Consider the following 16,025-nt stretch of genomic DNA (forward strand, 5'->3'; position numbering starts at 1 on the left):
CCCCCCTGTGGAAGGTCCGTCATGGCCGGTCCCGCCGACCCTGGTTTCGACACGCTGGCGCTGCATGCCGGCGCCGCACCCGACCCCGCCACCGGCGCCCGCGCGGTGCCGATCCACCTGACGACGAGCTTCGTCTTCGACAGCGCCGAAGGTGCCGCCGCGCTCTTCGACCAGGAACGTTCGGGCCACGTCTACAGCCGCATCAGCAACCCGACGACGGCGGTCTTCGAGGAGCGCATGGCGGCGCTCGAAGGCGGCGTCGGCGCGATCGCCACGGCCAGCGGCCAGGCCGCGCTTCACCTGGCGATCACGACGATTGCCGGTGCCGGCAGCCATGTCGTCGCCTCGCGCGCGCTGTATGGCGGCTCGCACAACCTGCTGGCTTACACGCTGCCGCGTTTCGGCATCGAGACGAGCTTCGTCGATCCCGGCGACGTAGCCGCCTGGCGCGCAGCGATCCGGCCGAACACCCGGCTGCTGTTCGGCGAGACACTCGGCAACCCGGGGCTCGACGTGCTCGACATTCCGGCGGTGGCCGCCGTCGCCCACGACGCCGGGCTGCCGCTGCTCGTCGACTCGACCTTCACCACGCCCTGGCTGATCCGGCCCTTCGATCACGGTGCCGACCTCGTCTTCCACTCGGCGACCAAGTTCCTGTCCGGCCACGGCACCGTCGTCGGCGGCGTGCTGGTCGATGGCGGCAGCTTCGACTGGGAGGCCTCGGGGCGTTTCCCCGAGCTGACCGAGCCCTACGCGGGCTTTCACGGCATGGTCTTCAGCGAGGAGAGCACGGTCGCCGCCTTCCTGCTGCGCGCGCGCCGCGAAGGCCTGCGCGACTTCGGCGCCTGCATGAGCCCGCACACGGCGTGGCTGGTGCTGCAGGGGCTGGAGACGCTGCCGCTGCGCATGGCGCGCCACGTCGACAACGCACGCCGCGTCGCCGAGTTCCTGGCCGGCCAGCCCTTCGTCGAACGGGTTCGACACCCCGATCTGCCGGGGCACCCGAGCCACGAACTGGCGAAGCGCCTGCTGCCGCGCGGCTGCGGCTCGGTGTTCAGCGTCGACCTGCGCGGCAGCCGCCGCCAGGGCCAGGCCTTCATCGAGGCGCTGCAGATCTTCTCCCACCTGGCCAACGTCGGCGACTGCCGCTCGCTCGTCATCCACCCGGCGTCGACGACGCACTTCCGCATGGACGACGCGGCGCTGGCCGCCGCCGGCATCGGGCCGGGCACGGTGCGGCTGTCGATCGGGCTCGAAGACCCGGCCGACCTGATCGAGGACCTGAAGCGGGCGCTGAAGGCCGCGGAGCGTGCGGCATGAAGCTCGTCGTCAACGGCCACACGCTGGTCGCCTACACCGGCGGCGTCGAGTTCGACCCCGCCCTGCCCTGCGTCGTCTTCGTGCACGGCGCGCTCAACGACCACAGCGTCTGGACGCTGCTGGCGCGCTGGTTCGCGCACCACGGCCGCTCGGTGCTGGCCGTCGACCTGCCCGGCCACGGCCGCAGCGAGGGGCCGCCGCCGGCCAGCGTCGAAGCCGCCGCCGACGGCCTGCTGGCGCTGCTCGACGCCGCCGGCGTCGAGCGCGCGGCCATCGTCGGCCACAGCCTGGGCTCGCTGATCGCGCTGGAGGCCGCGGCACGCGCCCCCGAGCGCATCACGCAGCTGGGCCTGATCGGCACCGCGTTCCCGATGAAGGTCAGCCCGGCGCTGCTGGCGACCGCACGCGAGACGCCGCAAGCGGCGATCGACCTGGTCAACACCTTCTCGCTGTCGACGATCGCCGCCAAACCTTCGTTCCCGGCACCCGGCGCCTGGCTGCACGGCGGCCAGCGCGCGCTGATGCGCCGGATGCAGGGCCAGGCCGAAGCCGGCGGGCTGAACCTCTTCGCGCACGACTTCGCGATCTGCGACGCCTATGCCGGCGGCCTGCAGGCCGCGGCGGCCGTGCGCTGCCCGGCGGCGCTGGTGCTGGGCCGGCGCGACTCGATGACACCGCCGCGTGCGGCGCGTGAACTCGGCGAGGCGCTGCGCGCGACGGTGACGACGCTGCCGGCCGGCCATTCGCTGATGGCCGAGGCGCCCGACGGCGTGCTCGCGGCACTGCGCGCGCTGCTCGATTGAGCCGGCGCCGGCGGCGCGCCGGCCCCAGGCTCCTACAATGGCGCCTCGTCCCCACGACGGATGAACCGGGAGCGAAGACGCCGCGACACCGCGGCGCACGCGGGCCGCACCAGGCCCGCCGTCTTCGCTACGGCCGCGGCCCTCGCCGCGAGCCGCCGCGAGCCTACCCCCGCGCTCGCGTCCCCGGTGCACCCCGGCGGCGCCATCCGGCGCGCGCCGGCTTTCGCTTTCTGCGCCGTCGCCCCCGATGTCCTCGCCTTCCGAACTGCCGCCCGCTCCTGCCACGCCCGATGAAAAGACGGCGGTACCGCTGAAGATCGAGGACTGGCTCACCGTCGCCGTGATGGCGGCGCTGGCGCTGATCACCTTCGCCAACGTGCTGGTGCGTTACTTCAGCGACCAGTCCTTCGCCTGGACCGAGGAGATCTCGGTCTTCCTGATGATCGTGCTGGCGCTGGTGGCCGGCTCGGCGGCGGTGGCGCGCAACCGGCACATCCGCATCGAGGTCTTCGCCGACGCCGGGCCGCCGCGGCGCCAGCGTGCGCTGGCGCGTTTCGGCGCGCTGATGGTGGCGCTGCTGTTCGCGATCATGGCGGTGCTGTCGGCGCGCATCGTCTGGGACCACGTGCAGTGGGAGGAGACCTCGCCGGGCATCGGCGTGCCGCAGTGGTGGTACTCGATCTGGCTGCCCATCCTCTCGGTGGTGATCGCCGGGCGTGCGCTCGGGCTGTTCGTGCGCCGCGGCAGCGAGCGTGACGACGACGAGGAGGCCGGGCGATGATCCCGACGCTGCTCTTCGTCGGCTTCCTGGCGCTGATGCTCCTCGGCGTGCCGATCGGCGTCGCGCTCGGGCTGGCCGGCACCGCGGCGATCGCGCTGGCCAACCTGGACACGCAGTGGTTCGGGCTGCTGGCGGTGCCGCAGAACTTCTTCGCCGGGCTGGGCAAGTATCCGCTGCTGGCGATCCCGATGTTCGTGCTCGTCGGCTCGATCTTCGACCGCTCCGGCGTCGCGCTGCGGCTGGTGAACTTCGCCATCGCGATCGTCGGCCGTGGCCCCGGCATGCTGCCGCTGGTGGCGATCGTCGTCGCGATGTTCCTCGGCGGCATCTCGGGTTCGGGCCCGGCCAACGCCGCGGCCGTCGGCGGCGTGATGATCGCGGCGATGGCGCGCGCCGGCTACCCGGCCTCGTTCTCGGCCAGCGTCGTCGGCGCCGCGGCGGCCACCGACATCCTGATCCCGCCCAGCGTCGCCTTCATCGTCTACTCGGTGCTGGTCTCGGGCGCGTCGGTGCCGGCGCTGTTCGCCGCCGGCATGGTGCCCGGCATCCTGGCCGGCATCGCGCTGATCCTGCCGGCGGTGTGGCTGGCGCGCAAACACGGCATGGGCGCCGCCGAGGCCACGCTGCCGCGCCCGCCGTTCTGGGCCAGCCTGCGCGAGGCGAGCTGGGGCCTGTTCGCGCCGGTGCTGATCCTCGGCGGCATGCGCGCCGGCTGGTTCACGCCGACCGAGGCCGCCGTCGTCGCGGTGTTCTACGGCCTGTTCGTCGGCGTCTTCATCCACCGCACGATCGCGCTGCGCGACCTGGCGCCGATCCTGCGCGAGTCCGGCGAGCTGTCGGCGGTGATCCTGTTCGTCGTCGCGCTGGCGGGCATCTTCGCCTACTCGCTGTCGACGATGGGCGTGATCGACCCGCTGACGAACGCGATCGTCAACTCCGGGCTCGGCGAGTACGGCGTGCTGTCGCTGCTGATCCTGATGCTGATCGTCGTCGGGATGTTCCTCGACGGGGTCTCGATCTTCCTGATCTTCGTGCCGCTGCTGCAGCCGATCATGACCCACTACCAGTGGGATCCGGTGTGGTTCGGCGTGCTGCTGACGCTGAAGGTGGCGCTGGGCCAGTTCACGCCGCCGCTGGCGGTGAACCTGATGGTGTCCTGCCGCATCGCCGGCGTGCGCATGGAGGAGACCGTGCGCTGGGTCGGCTGGATGCTGCTGGCGATGTTCATGGTGATGGTCGCGGTGATCGTGTGGCCCCAGCTCGCGCTGTGGCTGCCGGCGCAGCTGGGTTATTGATCCCTGTCCCGAGGAGAAGACGACGATGAAACGAACGTTCCTGAAGTTCACGCTGGCCGCCTGCGCGCTGGCCGCCGCCGGTGTCGCCAGCGCCCAGACCTCGCTGCCGCCCGGCTACAAGGCCGAGTACCGCATGAGCCTGGTGCTCGGCACCGCCTTCCCCTGGGGCAAGGGCGGCGAGATCTGGGCGAATCTCGTGCGCGAGCGCACGCAGGGCCGCATCAACATCAAGCTGTATCCGGGCACCTCGCTGGTGGCCGGCGACCAGACGCGCGAGTTCCCGGCGATCCGCCAGGGCGTCATCGACCTCGCGGTCGGCTCGACGATCAACTGGTCGCCGCAGGTCAAGCAGCTGAACCTGTTCTCGATGCCCTTCCTGATGCCCGACCACGCGGCGCTGGACGCGCTGACGCAAGGCGCGGTCGGCCAGCAGATCTTCCAGGCCATCGACCGCGCCGGCGCGCTGCCGCTGGCCTGGGGCGAGAACGGCACGCGCGAGATCAGCAACAGCAAGAAGCCGATCCACACGCCGGCCGACCTGAAGGGCATGAAGATCCGCGTCGTCGGCTCGCCGCTGTTCCTGGACACCTTCACCGCGCTGGGCGCCAACCCGACGCAGATGAGCTGGGCCGACGCCCAGCCGGCACTGGCCTCGGGCGCCGTCGACGGCCAGGAGAACCCGCTGTCGATCTTCACCGCGGCCAAGCTGCACACCGTCGGCCAGAAGCATCTGACGCTCTGGGGCTACGTCGCCGACCCGCTGATCTTCGTCGTCAACAAGGACGTCTGGAAGAGCTGGACGCCGGCCGACCAGGCCATCGTGCGCCAGGCCGCCATCGACGCCGGCAAGCAGCAGATCGCGATCGCGCGCAAGGGCGTCGTCGAGGCCGACCAGCCGCTGCTCAAGGAGATCGGCGCGCTCGGCGTCACGGTGACCAAGCTGACGCCGGCCGAACGCGAGGCCTTCGTGAAGGCCACGCGCCCGGTCTACGACAAGTGGAAGAAGCAGATCGGCGCGGATCTGGTCGACGCCGCCGAGAAGGCGATCGCGGCGCGCAAGTAGACGCCGCTCAGGCAGGCCGACGGCGGCGCGCCAGCGCCGCCGCGGCCAGCGCGGCCATCACCAGCGCCGGACCGGCCGGCTCGGGCACGTCCTGCGTCACCTCGGTGAACACGAGGCTGCCGAGGCCTTCGGTGCCGGCGCCGGTGGTGTCGTAAGCCAGGTAGGCTTCGCTGGCCGAACCGAAGCCGGCGACGAGCTGCAGCAGCGGCTGCACGAACGGGTCGCCGGTGACGAACGACAGGTCCACACCGAGCAGGCTGCCGCCCGAGAACCAGGCCAGCGGCAGGATGTCGGCATCGGCCATGTCCAGCGTGTAGCGGTGGCCGGCGAAGTCCAGCGTGAAGCTGTTCAGTTCGAGGCTGCCGTCGTACCCGGCCGCCGGATCCTCGAAGCCGACGCTGCCGCTGATCGTGCTGCCGTCCAGCGGGCCGTAGTCGACGGCGCCGTCGATGCGAAAGAGCGCGGCCTGCGCGGGGGCGGCCAGGCCGGCGAACAGCGTGGCGGCCAGCGCCGCGGCCGACAAGAGTTGGCGGGTCATCCAGGTCTCCAGGTTCAGAAGAGGAAGTTCGAGGCTTTGAGAAGCTCGGCGCAGGTGCGGCCCTTGACCAGCACCATCGCGCGCGCCGCGGCGGGGCCGGCAGCATCCGGGTCGATGCTCAGCAGCGCATCGGCGCCGGAGACGCTGCAGAAGAGGTAGCCCTGGCCGATCGGGTCAGCGGACGGCACACGCAGGCTGCGCAGCAGCTCGGCGAACGAGATGCGGTCATCACCCGGCGTGAAGTCGGTGATCGTCGCGCCGCCGGCAAAGCCGCTGCTGAAGACGAAGGTGTCGCGGCCGCCACCGCCGCTCAGCGTGCGCCGGCCGGCGCCGCTGACGATGAGGTCGTCACCCGGCGTGCCGGTGACGCTGGTGCTGGACGGTGCCGCGGTGATCGTCTTCACCAGGTTCAGGCCGACGAGCACCGGGTCGTGGTCCGACGAGCGGTACGGCGTCGCCGCATACGGGTCGGGCGCGCAGGCGGCGCAGGCCGGCTGCTTGAACTCCAGGTTGTAGTCGTGCGCCACCGACTCGTCGGCGTTGATGTGCCAGTGCCGCGCACCGCTGACCTTGGGCGACAGCGTGGCGGTCGAGATCGCGTGGTCCAGGCGGCCGGCGGCGCCGTCGAAGACGTAGGAGTAGCCGAAGCCGTCGAAGCGCCCGACCTCGTCGACGTAGCCGCTGCCGGTGAACTGGTAGACCGGGTCTTCCTGGGCGTAGGCGTTGAAGTCGCCGACCAGCAGCACGTCGTGGCTGCCGCTGGCGGCCTGCAGCTGGGCGACGAAGCGGCGCAGCTGCTCGGCCTGGGCGACACGCAGCGCGTTCCAGCAGCCCTGGCCGTCACCGCTATCGACGTTGCCGGGGGCGTCGGCATCACCGGCGGCCGGGCAGCTGCTCTTGCTCTTCAGGTGGTTGACGACGACGGTGAAACGTTCGCCGTTGGCCGGCGCGAAGGTCTGCGCCAGCGGCGGGCGGCTGTTGACCGCGGCGGTGTCGCTGGCCGGCGCGCCGACACGCGTCAGGCGCGAAGGCTTGTAGATCATCGCCACCTTGATCGCGTCGCTGCCGGTGCCGGCCGCCGGCTCGGGCAGCGCGGCGTAGGTGCCCGAGCCGACACGCAGGTTCAGCGCGTCGACGAGGTTCTGCACCGCCACCACGCCGTTGTTCTGGATCTCCATCAGCCCGACGACGTCGGCGTCCAGCGCAGCCAGCGCCTCGACGATCTTGGCGCGCTGGCGCTGGAACTCGGCCAGGCTGTTGGCGCCGCGGCAGTTGGACGCCGAGACCGTGCCGCCCTGGCTGCAGCCCTGCCCGGTCTGGCCGCCGGCGGTGGCGCCGTTGGTGAAGGTCGTGAAGTAGTTCAGCACGTTGAAGCTGGCGACCTTGACGTTGCCGCCGACCGCGGGCGGCGCGACCGGGCGCGGGTTGGCCGTCGTGTAGCGCAATGCGCCCGTGTCCAGCGGCAGGATGCGGTAGTCGCTGGGCGCACCGGCACCGCTGGTCGCGGTCGACAGGCCGTAGTCGATGACACCGGTGATCGAGCCGATGACGTCGCCGGCGCGCAGCGCGCCGTTGGGGCCGGTGAACGGCGTCGGGTTGACGTTCTGTGCCGAGCTGCCGTCGTCCAGCACGATGCGGCGTGCGGCGTTGTCGGCGGCCAGCGCCTGGGCCTGTGCGCCGGGGCGATGGCGGTTGGTCGGCGTCTCCAGCCGGCCGCCGGCCGACAGCGTCAGCTGGCCGTAACGCGCCTGGAAGTAGTTCTGGTCCACCGTCAGCGGGCCGGACAGCGTGACCAGCATGCCTTCGTAGCGCTCCAGCCCGCCGGCGACCGGCAGCGCGAGCGGCAGCGGCGTGATGCTGCCGCTGCCGAGCAGGGTGATCGCGCTGGGCGTCGTCAGCTGGGTGACGCTGCCGCTGCCGGCGGCGAACTCGGCGACCTGGCCGGTCAGCTGCAGCAGCTGGCCGGCGGAGACCGTCGGCGCGCTGCCGGTGAAGACGAAGAGGCCGTCGGAGGTGGCGGTGTCGCCGTCGCCGCTGGCGTCCTGCAGGAAGAAGCCGTTGTTCGTCAGCCGGGTGACGACACCCGAGGTCCTGACCGTCTGGCCGACGAAGGGGCTGCGCTCGCCGCTGCCCTGGATCTCCGGGATGCGGCGCGACGCCACCGTGTCGTCGCCGCCGCCCGTGTTGCTGCAGACCGTGGCCGCGCTGGTGCTGTTGCGCGGCGCCGGCGTGCCGGTGACGAAGTCGCTGGCGTTGTCGCCGCTGTCGGTGCAGCCGCCGGCCTTGCGCAGCAGCGCGCTGCTGCTGCTGGCCGCCGGCGCGGCGCCGCTGCCCTTGTAGAAGTTGGCGCTGCCGTAGCCGACGAGATCGACGATGTGCGCCTGCTGCTCGGCGCTGCAGGCGGTGGAGCCGCCGTTGCAGGCCAGGCCGGTGGCGATGTCCAGCAGCGCGACCTTGCCGTTGCTCGCCGACAGCTCGGTGTTGCCGATGGCGTCAGGCGCCGGCAGCGTCGGGCCGGAGCTGCTGCCTCTCAGCTGCACCAGATACCAGCGGCCGGGCTGCAGCGTGCCGCCGAGCAGCGTCACGCCGTTGCCGGCGAAGCTGCCCGTGCCGGTGGCGCTGGCGTACTGGACCGACCAGCCGTCCAGGCTCACCGGCGTGCGGCCGTTGTTGAACAGCTCGACGTAGTCGTTGGCGAAGACGTTGCCGTTGCCGCCGTAGACCTGGCTGATGACGACGCCGGCACTGGCCGGCGCTGCCGCCAGCCAGGCTGCGATGGCCGCCGCGACGGCCGAAACACGCTGGTTCATATCACGCCCCTCCTCAGGTGATGGGGCGGCACGCTATCCAGGCGTCGTGAAGCGTCCGTGACGCGGCCTGCCGCCGCCGCGCCATCCCCCCGAAGTGCGCGTCCCTTCGGGGAGGGGGTTCAAAAGCGAGACCTGACCCCGTCGGAAGCGGGGCTCAGACCGGTGGCGCGAAGACCGGGCTGCCGGGCAGGCCCTCGGGCACCGGCGGGTGGGTGACGAGGGCCTTCAGCTCGGGCCGCGGCCGGGCCAGCGGCGCAAGATCGGGGCGCGGGCGCGCGGTGGCGGGGTCGGCGGCGAGCATGCGTTCGAGCGCCGCGGCCTGGGCGAGCAGCGTGGCGTCGCCGTGGCGACGGCCGACGAGCTGCAGCGCGAACGGCATGCCGGCTTCGTCGCGCCCGGCGGGCAGCGCCAGCGCCGGGTGGGCGGCCAGCGTCACGCCGTAGCAGCAGGCCAGCCAGCGGTAGTAGGTGTCGAGCCGGCGGCCGTCGACGCGCTCGACGTAGAGCTGCGTCCACGGCGGCGGCGACACCGGCAGCACCGGGGCGACGATCAGGTCCAGGCGTTCCAGCGCCGCGGCGAAGGACCGGGCGATGCGGGTCTGCGCGCGCTGCGCACGCGCCCGGTCGGCGAGCGTGCAGCCCCCCGCCAGCTCGAGGTTGGCACGCAGGTTGGGGCCCAGCTGATCGGGCTCGACGCCGTCGAACGCGGCGGCGAAGGCCTCGGCCCGCGCGACGTCGAAGGCCAGGTCGGCGTCGGCCAGGTCCAGCTCGACCGGCTCCAGACGGGCGACCTGCGGCGCCAGCGCCGCCACGCGTGCGCGCAGCACGCGGCGGATCGCCGGGTCCAGCGGCAGGCCGCCGAAGTCCTCGCAGAAGCCCACGCGCAGCGTCGACGGGTCGCACTCGGGCAGCGGCCAGAAGGCCGACGGCGAGACCTCGACGGACAGCGGGTCGCGCCGGTCCAGCCCGACCATCGCCGACAGCATCAGCGCGGTGTCGGCGACGCAGCGCCCCATCGGCCCGAGCACCGGCAGCGGCGACCAGCCCAGCGTGCGCGCCGGGTCGGCGACCAGGCCAGGGCTGGGCCGCATGCCGACGACGCCGCTCCACGCGGCGGGGATGCGCAGCGAGCCGCCGGTGTCCGAGCCGGTGGCCAGCGACACCATGCCGGTGGCCAGCGCGACGGCGCTGCCGCCCGACGAGCCGCCGGCGCTGCACGCCGGGTCGAAGGGGTTGCCGGTCGCGCCCCAGACGGCGTTGCGCGTGTTCGCGCCGGCGCCCAGGTCGGGCGTGTTGGTCTTGCAGACGACGATGGCGCCGGCCGCGCGCAGCCGGGCGACCAGCGCGTGGTCCTCGCGCGGGACGTAGCCGCGCATCGCGGTGTTGCCGCAGGTCGTCAGCAGGCCGGCGGTGTCGAGCAGGTCCTTCACGCCCAGCGGCAGGCCGTGCAGCAGCGGCAGCGGCTCGCCGCGCGCCCCCGCGGCCTCGGCGGCGCGGGCGGCGGCGCGGGCACGCGCGAAGTCGGTGGCGCAGATGGCGTTGACGCCGGGATTCAGCGCTTCGATGCGCGCGATGCTGGCGTCCAGCAACTCGACGGGAGAGAGCTCGCCGCGCCCGATCAGTGCGCGTTGCTCGACGGCGCTGAGCGCCAGCAGGGTGTCGGGATTCATCAGGGGCCGGGGTTCGGAACTTGAAACGGTGGATTCGGGAGAGGGCCGCGAAAGATGGGGTCAGGTCCCGCAGGACCTGACCCCGGTGTTCCGACGGCACGGCTCACCCGAGCAGTTCGGCCAGCGTCAGCGCCTCCAGCCGCGCGCGGCGGCGGAACGGCGCGGTGGCGGCGGCCGGGGCGACCAGCAGCGCGTCGAGCAGCGGCAGGGCCGCGGTGGTGTCGGGGTCGCAGAGCAGCACGTGGCGCGCGGTGCCGCCTTCGTCGAGCCGCGCGACCCAGTCCAGGCCGGCCAGCAGTTCCAGCACCGGCTCGAGCTCCAGCGGGTCGGCACGCAGGCGCTCGGACAGCGCCGGCAGCGACAGCCCGTGGCCGGCCCCGCGGCGCGCGGCGGCCAGTTCGCCCAGCACGACGAGGGCCAGCTCGAAGCGGTGGCCCGCCGTCGGCGGCCGGCGCACGACACGCATCTGCAGGCTGGGTGCGTAGGCCGCGATGACCGCGCCGAGCAGCACGATGACCCAGCTGAGGTAGATCCACAGCAGCAGGATCGGCAGCGACGCGAAGGCGCCGTAGACCGAGGAGTACATCGGCACCTTGTCGACGTACCAGGCCAGCCCTTCCTTGGCGAACTCGAAGGCCACGGCGACGAACAGCGCGCCGGCCCAGGCGTGCTGCCAGCGCACCGTCGTGTTGGGCACGTAGCGGAACAGCCCCGCCAGCGCCGCGGCCAGCAGCGCGAACTCGGCGACGTTGAGCGCCGCGCTGACGCCGCCGGGCAGCACGCCGACCAGCCCGCGCGAGGCCGACAGCGCGTAGGACGTCATCGACAGGCTGACGCCGACGACCAGCGGCCCGAGCGTCAGCGCCGCCCAGTAGACCAGCACCCGCTGGGCGATCGGCCGCGGCTGGCGCACGCGCCAGATGGCGTTGAGCGTGCGGTCGATCGTCAGCATCAGCGCCAGCGCGGTGGCGCCGAGGAACAGCAGGCCCACCGAGCCGGCGCGGTTGGCCTGCGACGCGAACTGCGTCAGCGCACGCATCACCGGCCGCGCGATCGTGTCGGGCACCAGCGACTGCAGGAAGTACTTCTCCAGCGCGATCTGGAACTTGGCGAAGATCGGGAAGGCGGTGAACACGGCCAGCATCACCGTGACCAGCGGCACCAGCGCGATCAGCGTCGTGAAGGTCAGGCTGCTGGCGGTGAGGCCGAGGCGGTCTTCGCGGAAACGCTGGCGCAGCGTGCGCAGCGTGTCCAGCCAGGGCCACTGGCGCAGCGCGGCGGCGGCCTCGTGCCAGCGGGCACGCAAACGGCGGCCGATCGCTGCGGCCGAGAGACGATTCATGCTGGATATGATGCCAGCATGGTTTCCCCCGCCGTCCCCGACGTCCCCGCCGTTCCCGATGCCGCCGTGCGGCAGACCCGCGCGCTGGCCCTGGCCTCGCTGATCGCCCTGATCGTGCAGGGCCTGGCCTGGGAGCTGTGGATCGCGCCCACCGGCAGCGGCACGCTGGCGCTGAAGGTGCTGCCGCTGGTGGCCGCCATCCCCGGCATGCTGCGCCACCGGCTCTACACCTTCCGCTGGGTCAGCATGGCGCTGTGGCTCTACGTCACCGAGGCGCTGGTGCGCTCGACCAGCGAACACGGCGCCGGCCAGGCGATGGCCGTCGTCGAGCTGGTGCTGTGCATCGTGCTCTTCGTCTTCTGCTCGCTGTACGTGCGCCGCCGGCTGCGCGGCGTGAAGGCGGCGGCATGAATGCGGGGCTGCTGCAGACGCTGCGCGAGGTGGTCGGCGCGGCCCAGGTGCTGACCGACGGCGACCTGACGGCCTATGAACTCGACTGGCGCCGCCGCTGGCGCGGCCGCGCGCTGGCCGTCGTGCGCCCGGGCAGCACCGCCGAGGTGGCGGCCGTCGTGCGCGCCTGCGCCGCGGCCGGCGTGGCCATCGTGCCGCAGGGTGGCAACACCGGCCTGGTCGGCGGCGGCGTGCCAGACGCCAGCGGCACGCAGGTGCTGCTCAACCTGCAGCGGCTGAACCGCATCCGCACGATCGACGCCGCCAACCTGACGCTGACCGCCGAAGCCGGCTGCGTGCTGCAGGCGGTGCAGGAGGCGGCCGCCGCGCAGGGCCTGCTGTTCCCGCTGAGCCTGGCGGCCGAAGGCAGCTGCACGATCGGCGGCAACCTCGCGGCCAACGCCGGCGGCACCCAGGTGCTGCGCTTCGGCAACGCGCGCGAGCTGTGCCTGGGGCTCGAGGTCGTCACCGCGGCCGGCGAGGTCTGGGACGGGCTGTCGGGCCTGCGCAAGGACAACACCGGCTACGACCTGCGCGACCTCTTCGTCGGCAGCGAAGGCACGCTGGGCATCATCACCGCGGCGACGCTGAAGCTGTTCCCGCAGCCGGCAGCGGTGACGACCGCACTCGCCGCCTGCGACAGCCTGGACGACTGTGTCGCGCTGCTGAACCTGGCGCGCACGCGGCTGGGCGCCGGGCTGACCGGTTTCGAGGTCATGGGCCGCTTCGCGCTGGAACTGGTGTCCAAGCACTTCCCGGCGCTGCCGCGGCCGCTGCCCGGTGCGCCGTGGACGGTGCTGCTGGAGCAGAGCGACACCGACGGCGAGGCCGCGGCGCAGGAGCGTTTCGAGGCCCTGCTGGGCGCGGCGCTGGAAGACGGCATCGTCGGCGACGCGGCAGTCGCCGCCAACCTGGCGCAGTCGCATGCGATGTGGCACTTGCGCGAGTCGATCCCGCTGGCCCAGGCCGAGGAAGGGCTGAACATCAAGCACGACATCGCGCTGCCGGTGTCGGCCATTCCCGGCTTCTGCGCCGCCACCGACGCCGCGCTGGCCGCGGCGATCCCGGGCGTGCGGCTGGTGTGTTTCGGCCACCTCGGCGACGGCAACCTGCACTACAACGTGCAGGCGCCCGAAGGCGGCGACGCCAAGCGTTTCCTGGCCGAGCAGGAGCCTGCGGTCAACCGCATCGTCTACGACGCGGTGACGGCCTGTGGCGGCTCGATCTCGGCCGAACACGGCATCGGGCAGCTGAAGCGCGAGGAGCTCGCCGAACGCAAGTCGCCGGTGGCGCTGGCGATGATGCGCGCGATCAAGGGCGCGCTGGACCCGCAGAACCTGCTGAACCCCGGCCGCGTGCTCTGACGCCGCGCCGGGCGCGGTCTATTGGAGCGGCCCCTTCAGCGCCGCCGGCAGCGGCAGCGAGAGCACCTCGATGCCCTCCTCGTTCAGCGCCTGGCGTTCCTCGGGCGTGGTCTGGCCGCGGATGCCGCGGTTCTCGCTCTCGCCGTAGTGGATGCGCCGCGCCTCCTCGGCGAAACGCTCGCCGACGTCCTCGGTGTCGGCGAGCAGCTGGCGCACGGCGCCCAGCCAGGCGGCCTGCAGGTCGGCGTCGGTGGCCGGGGCCTTGGGCGGCTCGGGCGGCGGCTCCTTGGCACCCGACAGGTTCAAGCGCGGCGCGCTCGGCAGCCGCGTGACGACGTGGTCGCCGCAGATCGGGCACTCGACGAGGCCACGGCCGTTCTGGTCCATGAACTCGTCGTCGGAGGCGAACCAGCCCTCGAAGCGGTGGCCGTTCGCGCAGCGCAGGTCGAGCACCTTCATCGTCGCGGGCTCAGGCGCTGGGGCCGTGCTCCGGGTCGGGGGTCCAGGCCAGCGGCCAGGCGCCGGCGCGCCAGCGCTGCAGCCAGTGCAGGCCGACGCGGGTCTTCACGTCGGGCAGGCCGTCGCCCATCGCCAGCGCGTCGAGCTCGGCTTCGGTGAGCTTCATCACCTCGACGAACTCGCCGTCGTCGAGCTGCTGCTCGCCGGCGACCAGACCGCGCGCGAAGTAGATCCAGATGCTCTCGCTGGAATAGGCGGCGGCGTTGTGGATCTCGCAGGCGAAGGCCCACTCGCGGGCGCGGTAGCCCGTCTCCTCGAGCAGCTCGCGGCGGGCGCATTCGAGCGTGTCCTCGCCGGCATCACGTTTGCCCGCCGGGAACTCGACGATCGAGCGGGCGATCGGGTAGCGGTACTGGCGCACCAGCACGACGCGGCCGTCGTCGAGCAGCGGCACGACGGCCACCGCGCCCGGGTGGCGGATGTACTCGCGCGTGGCCGCGCTGCCGTCGGGCAGCACGACCTCGTCGCGATGCACCTCGAGGAAACCGCCTTCGAGCAGCGTGCGCCCGCCGGTGCGGCGTTCGCGCAGGTGGACGTCGTCGGTTTCGTCGCTCATCGGGAGAGGCTCAGCTGGACAGCGCCTTCACGATCGCGTCGCGGCACATCGCCATCAGGCCGCCGGGCAGCAGACCGAAGACCAGCACCGCCAGGCCGTTGACGGCGAGCAGCGCGTTGACGCCGGTGCTCTGGCCCACCGGGCCGGCGAGCTTGGGCTCGTCGAAGTACATGACCTTCACGACACGCAGGTAGTAGAACGCGCCGATCAGCGACATCATCACCGCGAACACCGCCAGCCAGACGTAGGCCTCGACGTTGGTCGACACCATCGCCTGCAGCACCGCGAGCTTGGCGTAGAAGCCGACCATCGGCGGCAGACCGGCCAGCGAGAACATGAAGATGCTCATCACGCCGGCGATCCACGGGCTGCGGCGGCCGAGGCCGGCGAGGTCCTCGATCTGCTCGCTCTCGAAGCCCTGGCGCGACAGCACCATGATCAGGCCGAAGGTGCCCAGCGTCGTCAGCACGTAGGCGACGACGTAGAACATCGACGAGCTGTAGGCGTTGCCGGCCGACAGCGTGTTGCCGCTGACGACGCCGGCCGACATGCCGAGCAGGATGAAACCCATCTGCGCGATCGTCGAGTACGCCAGCATGCGCTTGAGGTTGGTCTGCGCGATGGCGACGACGTTGCCGACGACCAGCGAGGCCACCGCCAGCACGATGAACATCTGCTGCCAGTCGACCGCCAGACCCAGCATGCCCTCGACGAGCAGGCGGATCGTGATCGCGAAGGCGGCGAACTTCGGCGCGCCGCCGATCAGCAGCGTCACCGAGGTCGGCGCGCCCTGGTAGACGTCGGGCACCCACATGTGGAACGGTGCTGCGCCGAGCTTGAAGGCGACGCCGGCGACGACGAACACGACGCCGAAGACCAGCACCTCGCGGTTGATGTTCGGGTTGGTCGCGATCTGCTCGAAGACGCGCGGGATCTCCAGCGAGCCGGTGGCGCCGTACATCATCGACAGGCCGTAGAGCAGGAAGCCGCTGGCCAGCGCGCCGAGCACGAAGTACTTCATCGCCGCCTCGGTGGCGACGGCGTGGTCGCGGCGCAGCGCGGCCAGCGCGTACAGCGACAGGCTCATCAGCTCCAGGCCGAGGTAGACGACGAGGAAGCTGTTGGCCGAGGTCATCACCGAGATGCCCAGCAGCACCATCAGCGCGAGCACGTAGAACTCGCCCTTGAGCATGTCGCGCGAGGCCAGCGTCGGCCGCGCGTAGGCCACGGTGGCGAGCATCGCGATGCCGGCGAAGAAGGCCAGCAGGTGGCCCATCGGGTCGGTGACGACCTGGCCGCCCATCGCGTAGGTGGTCTCGCCGCCGTTGAAGGCCGCGAAGTGCATGCCGGAGAACACCAGCACCGCGAGCTGGGTCAGCCAGAAGGTCGGCCGGCGCTCGGGGTCGGTGATGAAGAGATCGGCGATCGCGATCACGCAGATCGCCGCCAGCAGCCAGATCTCGGGCTGGAGGGCGAGCCAGTTCATCGGATTCAGGTTCTGCATCGCGTGGCTCG

General features: G+C 72.2%; 14 protein-coding genes. 7 read left to right on the top strand and 7 right to left on the bottom strand.

All coding sequences use genetic code 11. The annotated features are described in order from the left end of the window. Nucleotides 1-21: 21 nt before the first annotated feature. From G5B56_RS06625 to G5B56_RS06645, 5 genes are all read left to right on the top strand, one after another. Nucleotides 22-1,320 (top strand): O-acetylhomoserine aminocarboxypropyltransferase, encoded by a 1,299-nt coding sequence (locus G5B56_RS06625; protein WP_009857773.1) that lies wholly within the window; start codon nucleotides 22-24, stop codon nucleotides 1,318-1,320. Then, complete coding sequence (locus tag G5B56_RS06630; protein WP_164962717.1) at nucleotides 1,317-2,123, top strand: alpha/beta fold hydrolase; 807 nt, start codon at nucleotides 1,317-1,319, stop codon at nucleotides 2,121-2,123. The genes G5B56_RS06625 and G5B56_RS06630 overlap by 4 nt, the downstream gene beginning before the upstream one ends. A 247-nt stretch (nucleotides 2,124-2,370) precedes the next feature. Continuing rightward, nucleotides 2,371-2,904 carry a TRAP transporter small permease gene (locus G5B56_RS06635; protein WP_164962718.1) on the top strand — a complete coding sequence of 178 codons (534 nt, stop codon included), beginning with the start codon at nucleotides 2,371-2,373 and terminating at the stop codon, nucleotides 2,902-2,904. Beyond that, on the top strand, nucleotides 2,901-4,199 hold the full coding sequence (locus G5B56_RS06640; protein ID WP_164962719.1) for a TRAP transporter large permease: 1,299 nt from the start codon (nucleotides 2,901-2,903) through the stop codon (nucleotides 4,197-4,199). The genes G5B56_RS06635 and G5B56_RS06640 overlap by 4 nt, the downstream gene beginning before the upstream one ends. A gap of 25 nt (nucleotides 4,200-4,224) precedes the next feature. Then, nucleotides 4,225-5,262, top strand: coding sequence for a DctP family TRAP transporter solute-binding subunit (locus G5B56_RS06645; protein ID WP_164962720.1), 1,038 nt, complete (start codon nucleotides 4,225-4,227; stop codon nucleotides 5,260-5,262). Nucleotides 5,263-5,269: 7 nt separating this feature from the next. Here the strand turns inward: G5B56_RS06645 and G5B56_RS06650 are convergent, their stop codons facing one another. From G5B56_RS06650 to G5B56_RS06665, 4 genes are all read right to left on the bottom strand, one after another. Continuing rightward, on the bottom strand, nucleotides 5,270-5,800 hold the full coding sequence (locus tag G5B56_RS06650; RefSeq protein ID WP_240920672.1) for a PEP-CTERM sorting domain-containing protein: 531 nt from the start codon (nucleotides 5,798-5,800) through the stop codon (nucleotides 5,270-5,272). 14 nt (nucleotides 5,801-5,814) lie between these two features. Further along, nucleotides 5,815-8,610, bottom strand: a complete 2,796-nt coding sequence (locus G5B56_RS06655; RefSeq protein ID WP_164962721.1) for an ExeM/NucH family extracellular endonuclease — start codon at nucleotides 8,608-8,610, stop codon at nucleotides 5,815-5,817. 154 nt (nucleotides 8,611-8,764) lie between these two features. Then, nucleotides 8,765-10,279, bottom strand: a complete 1,515-nt coding sequence (locus G5B56_RS06660; protein ID WP_206023492.1) for an amidase — start codon at nucleotides 10,277-10,279, stop codon at nucleotides 8,765-8,767. A gap of 103 nt (nucleotides 10,280-10,382) precedes the next feature. Continuing rightward, entirely contained in the window at nucleotides 10,383-11,621 is a 1,239-nt protein-coding gene (locus tag G5B56_RS06665; RefSeq protein ID WP_009857765.1) for a YihY family inner membrane protein, read from the bottom strand. An 18-nt stretch (nucleotides 11,622-11,639) separates the two neighbouring features. On the opposite strand from G5B56_RS06665, the gene G5B56_RS06670 reads away from it, so the two are divergent. Together G5B56_RS06670 and G5B56_RS06675 are read left to right on the top strand one after the other, a co-directional pair. After that, the gene (locus G5B56_RS06670) at nucleotides 11,640-12,032 is read left to right on the top strand and encodes a DUF2069 domain-containing protein (protein WP_009857764.1); all 393 of its coding nucleotides are present in this window, start codon (nucleotides 11,640-11,642) and stop codon (nucleotides 12,030-12,032) included. After that, nucleotides 12,029-13,435 (top strand): FAD-binding oxidoreductase, encoded by a 1,407-nt coding sequence (locus G5B56_RS06675; RefSeq protein ID WP_164962722.1) that lies wholly within the window; start codon nucleotides 12,029-12,031, stop codon nucleotides 13,433-13,435. Before G5B56_RS06670 ends, G5B56_RS06675 begins: the two co-directional genes overlap by 4 nt. Before the next feature lie 18 nt (nucleotides 13,436-13,453). On the opposite strand, the gene G5B56_RS06680 is transcribed toward G5B56_RS06675, so the two are convergent. The 3 genes from G5B56_RS06680 to nuoN are packed head-to-tail and all read right to left on the bottom strand — an operon-like array spanning nucleotide 13,454 to nucleotide 16,014. Then, nucleotides 13,454-13,894, bottom strand: coding sequence for a DUF1178 family protein (locus tag G5B56_RS06680; protein ID WP_009857762.1), 441 nt, complete (start codon nucleotides 13,892-13,894; stop codon nucleotides 13,454-13,456). A gap of 10 nt (nucleotides 13,895-13,904) precedes the next feature. Beyond that, nucleotides 13,905-14,510 (bottom strand): NUDIX hydrolase, encoded by a 606-nt coding sequence (locus tag G5B56_RS06685; protein ID WP_009857761.1) that lies wholly within the window; start codon nucleotides 14,508-14,510, stop codon nucleotides 13,905-13,907. A 10-nt stretch (nucleotides 14,511-14,520) separates the two neighbouring features. Next, the gene (nuoN, locus tag G5B56_RS06690) at nucleotides 14,521-16,014 is read right to left on the bottom strand and encodes an NADH-quinone oxidoreductase subunit NuoN (RefSeq protein ID WP_009857760.1); all 1,494 of its coding nucleotides are present in this window, start codon (nucleotides 16,012-16,014) and stop codon (nucleotides 14,521-14,523) included. Nucleotides 16,015-16,025: the final 11 nt, after the last annotated feature.

Source organism: Rubrivivax sp. JA1026 (genome assembly GCF_011065555.1).
GTDB classification, from domain to species: Bacteria; Pseudomonadota; Gammaproteobacteria; order Burkholderiales; family Burkholderiaceae_C; genus Rubrivivax; species Rubrivivax benzoatilyticus.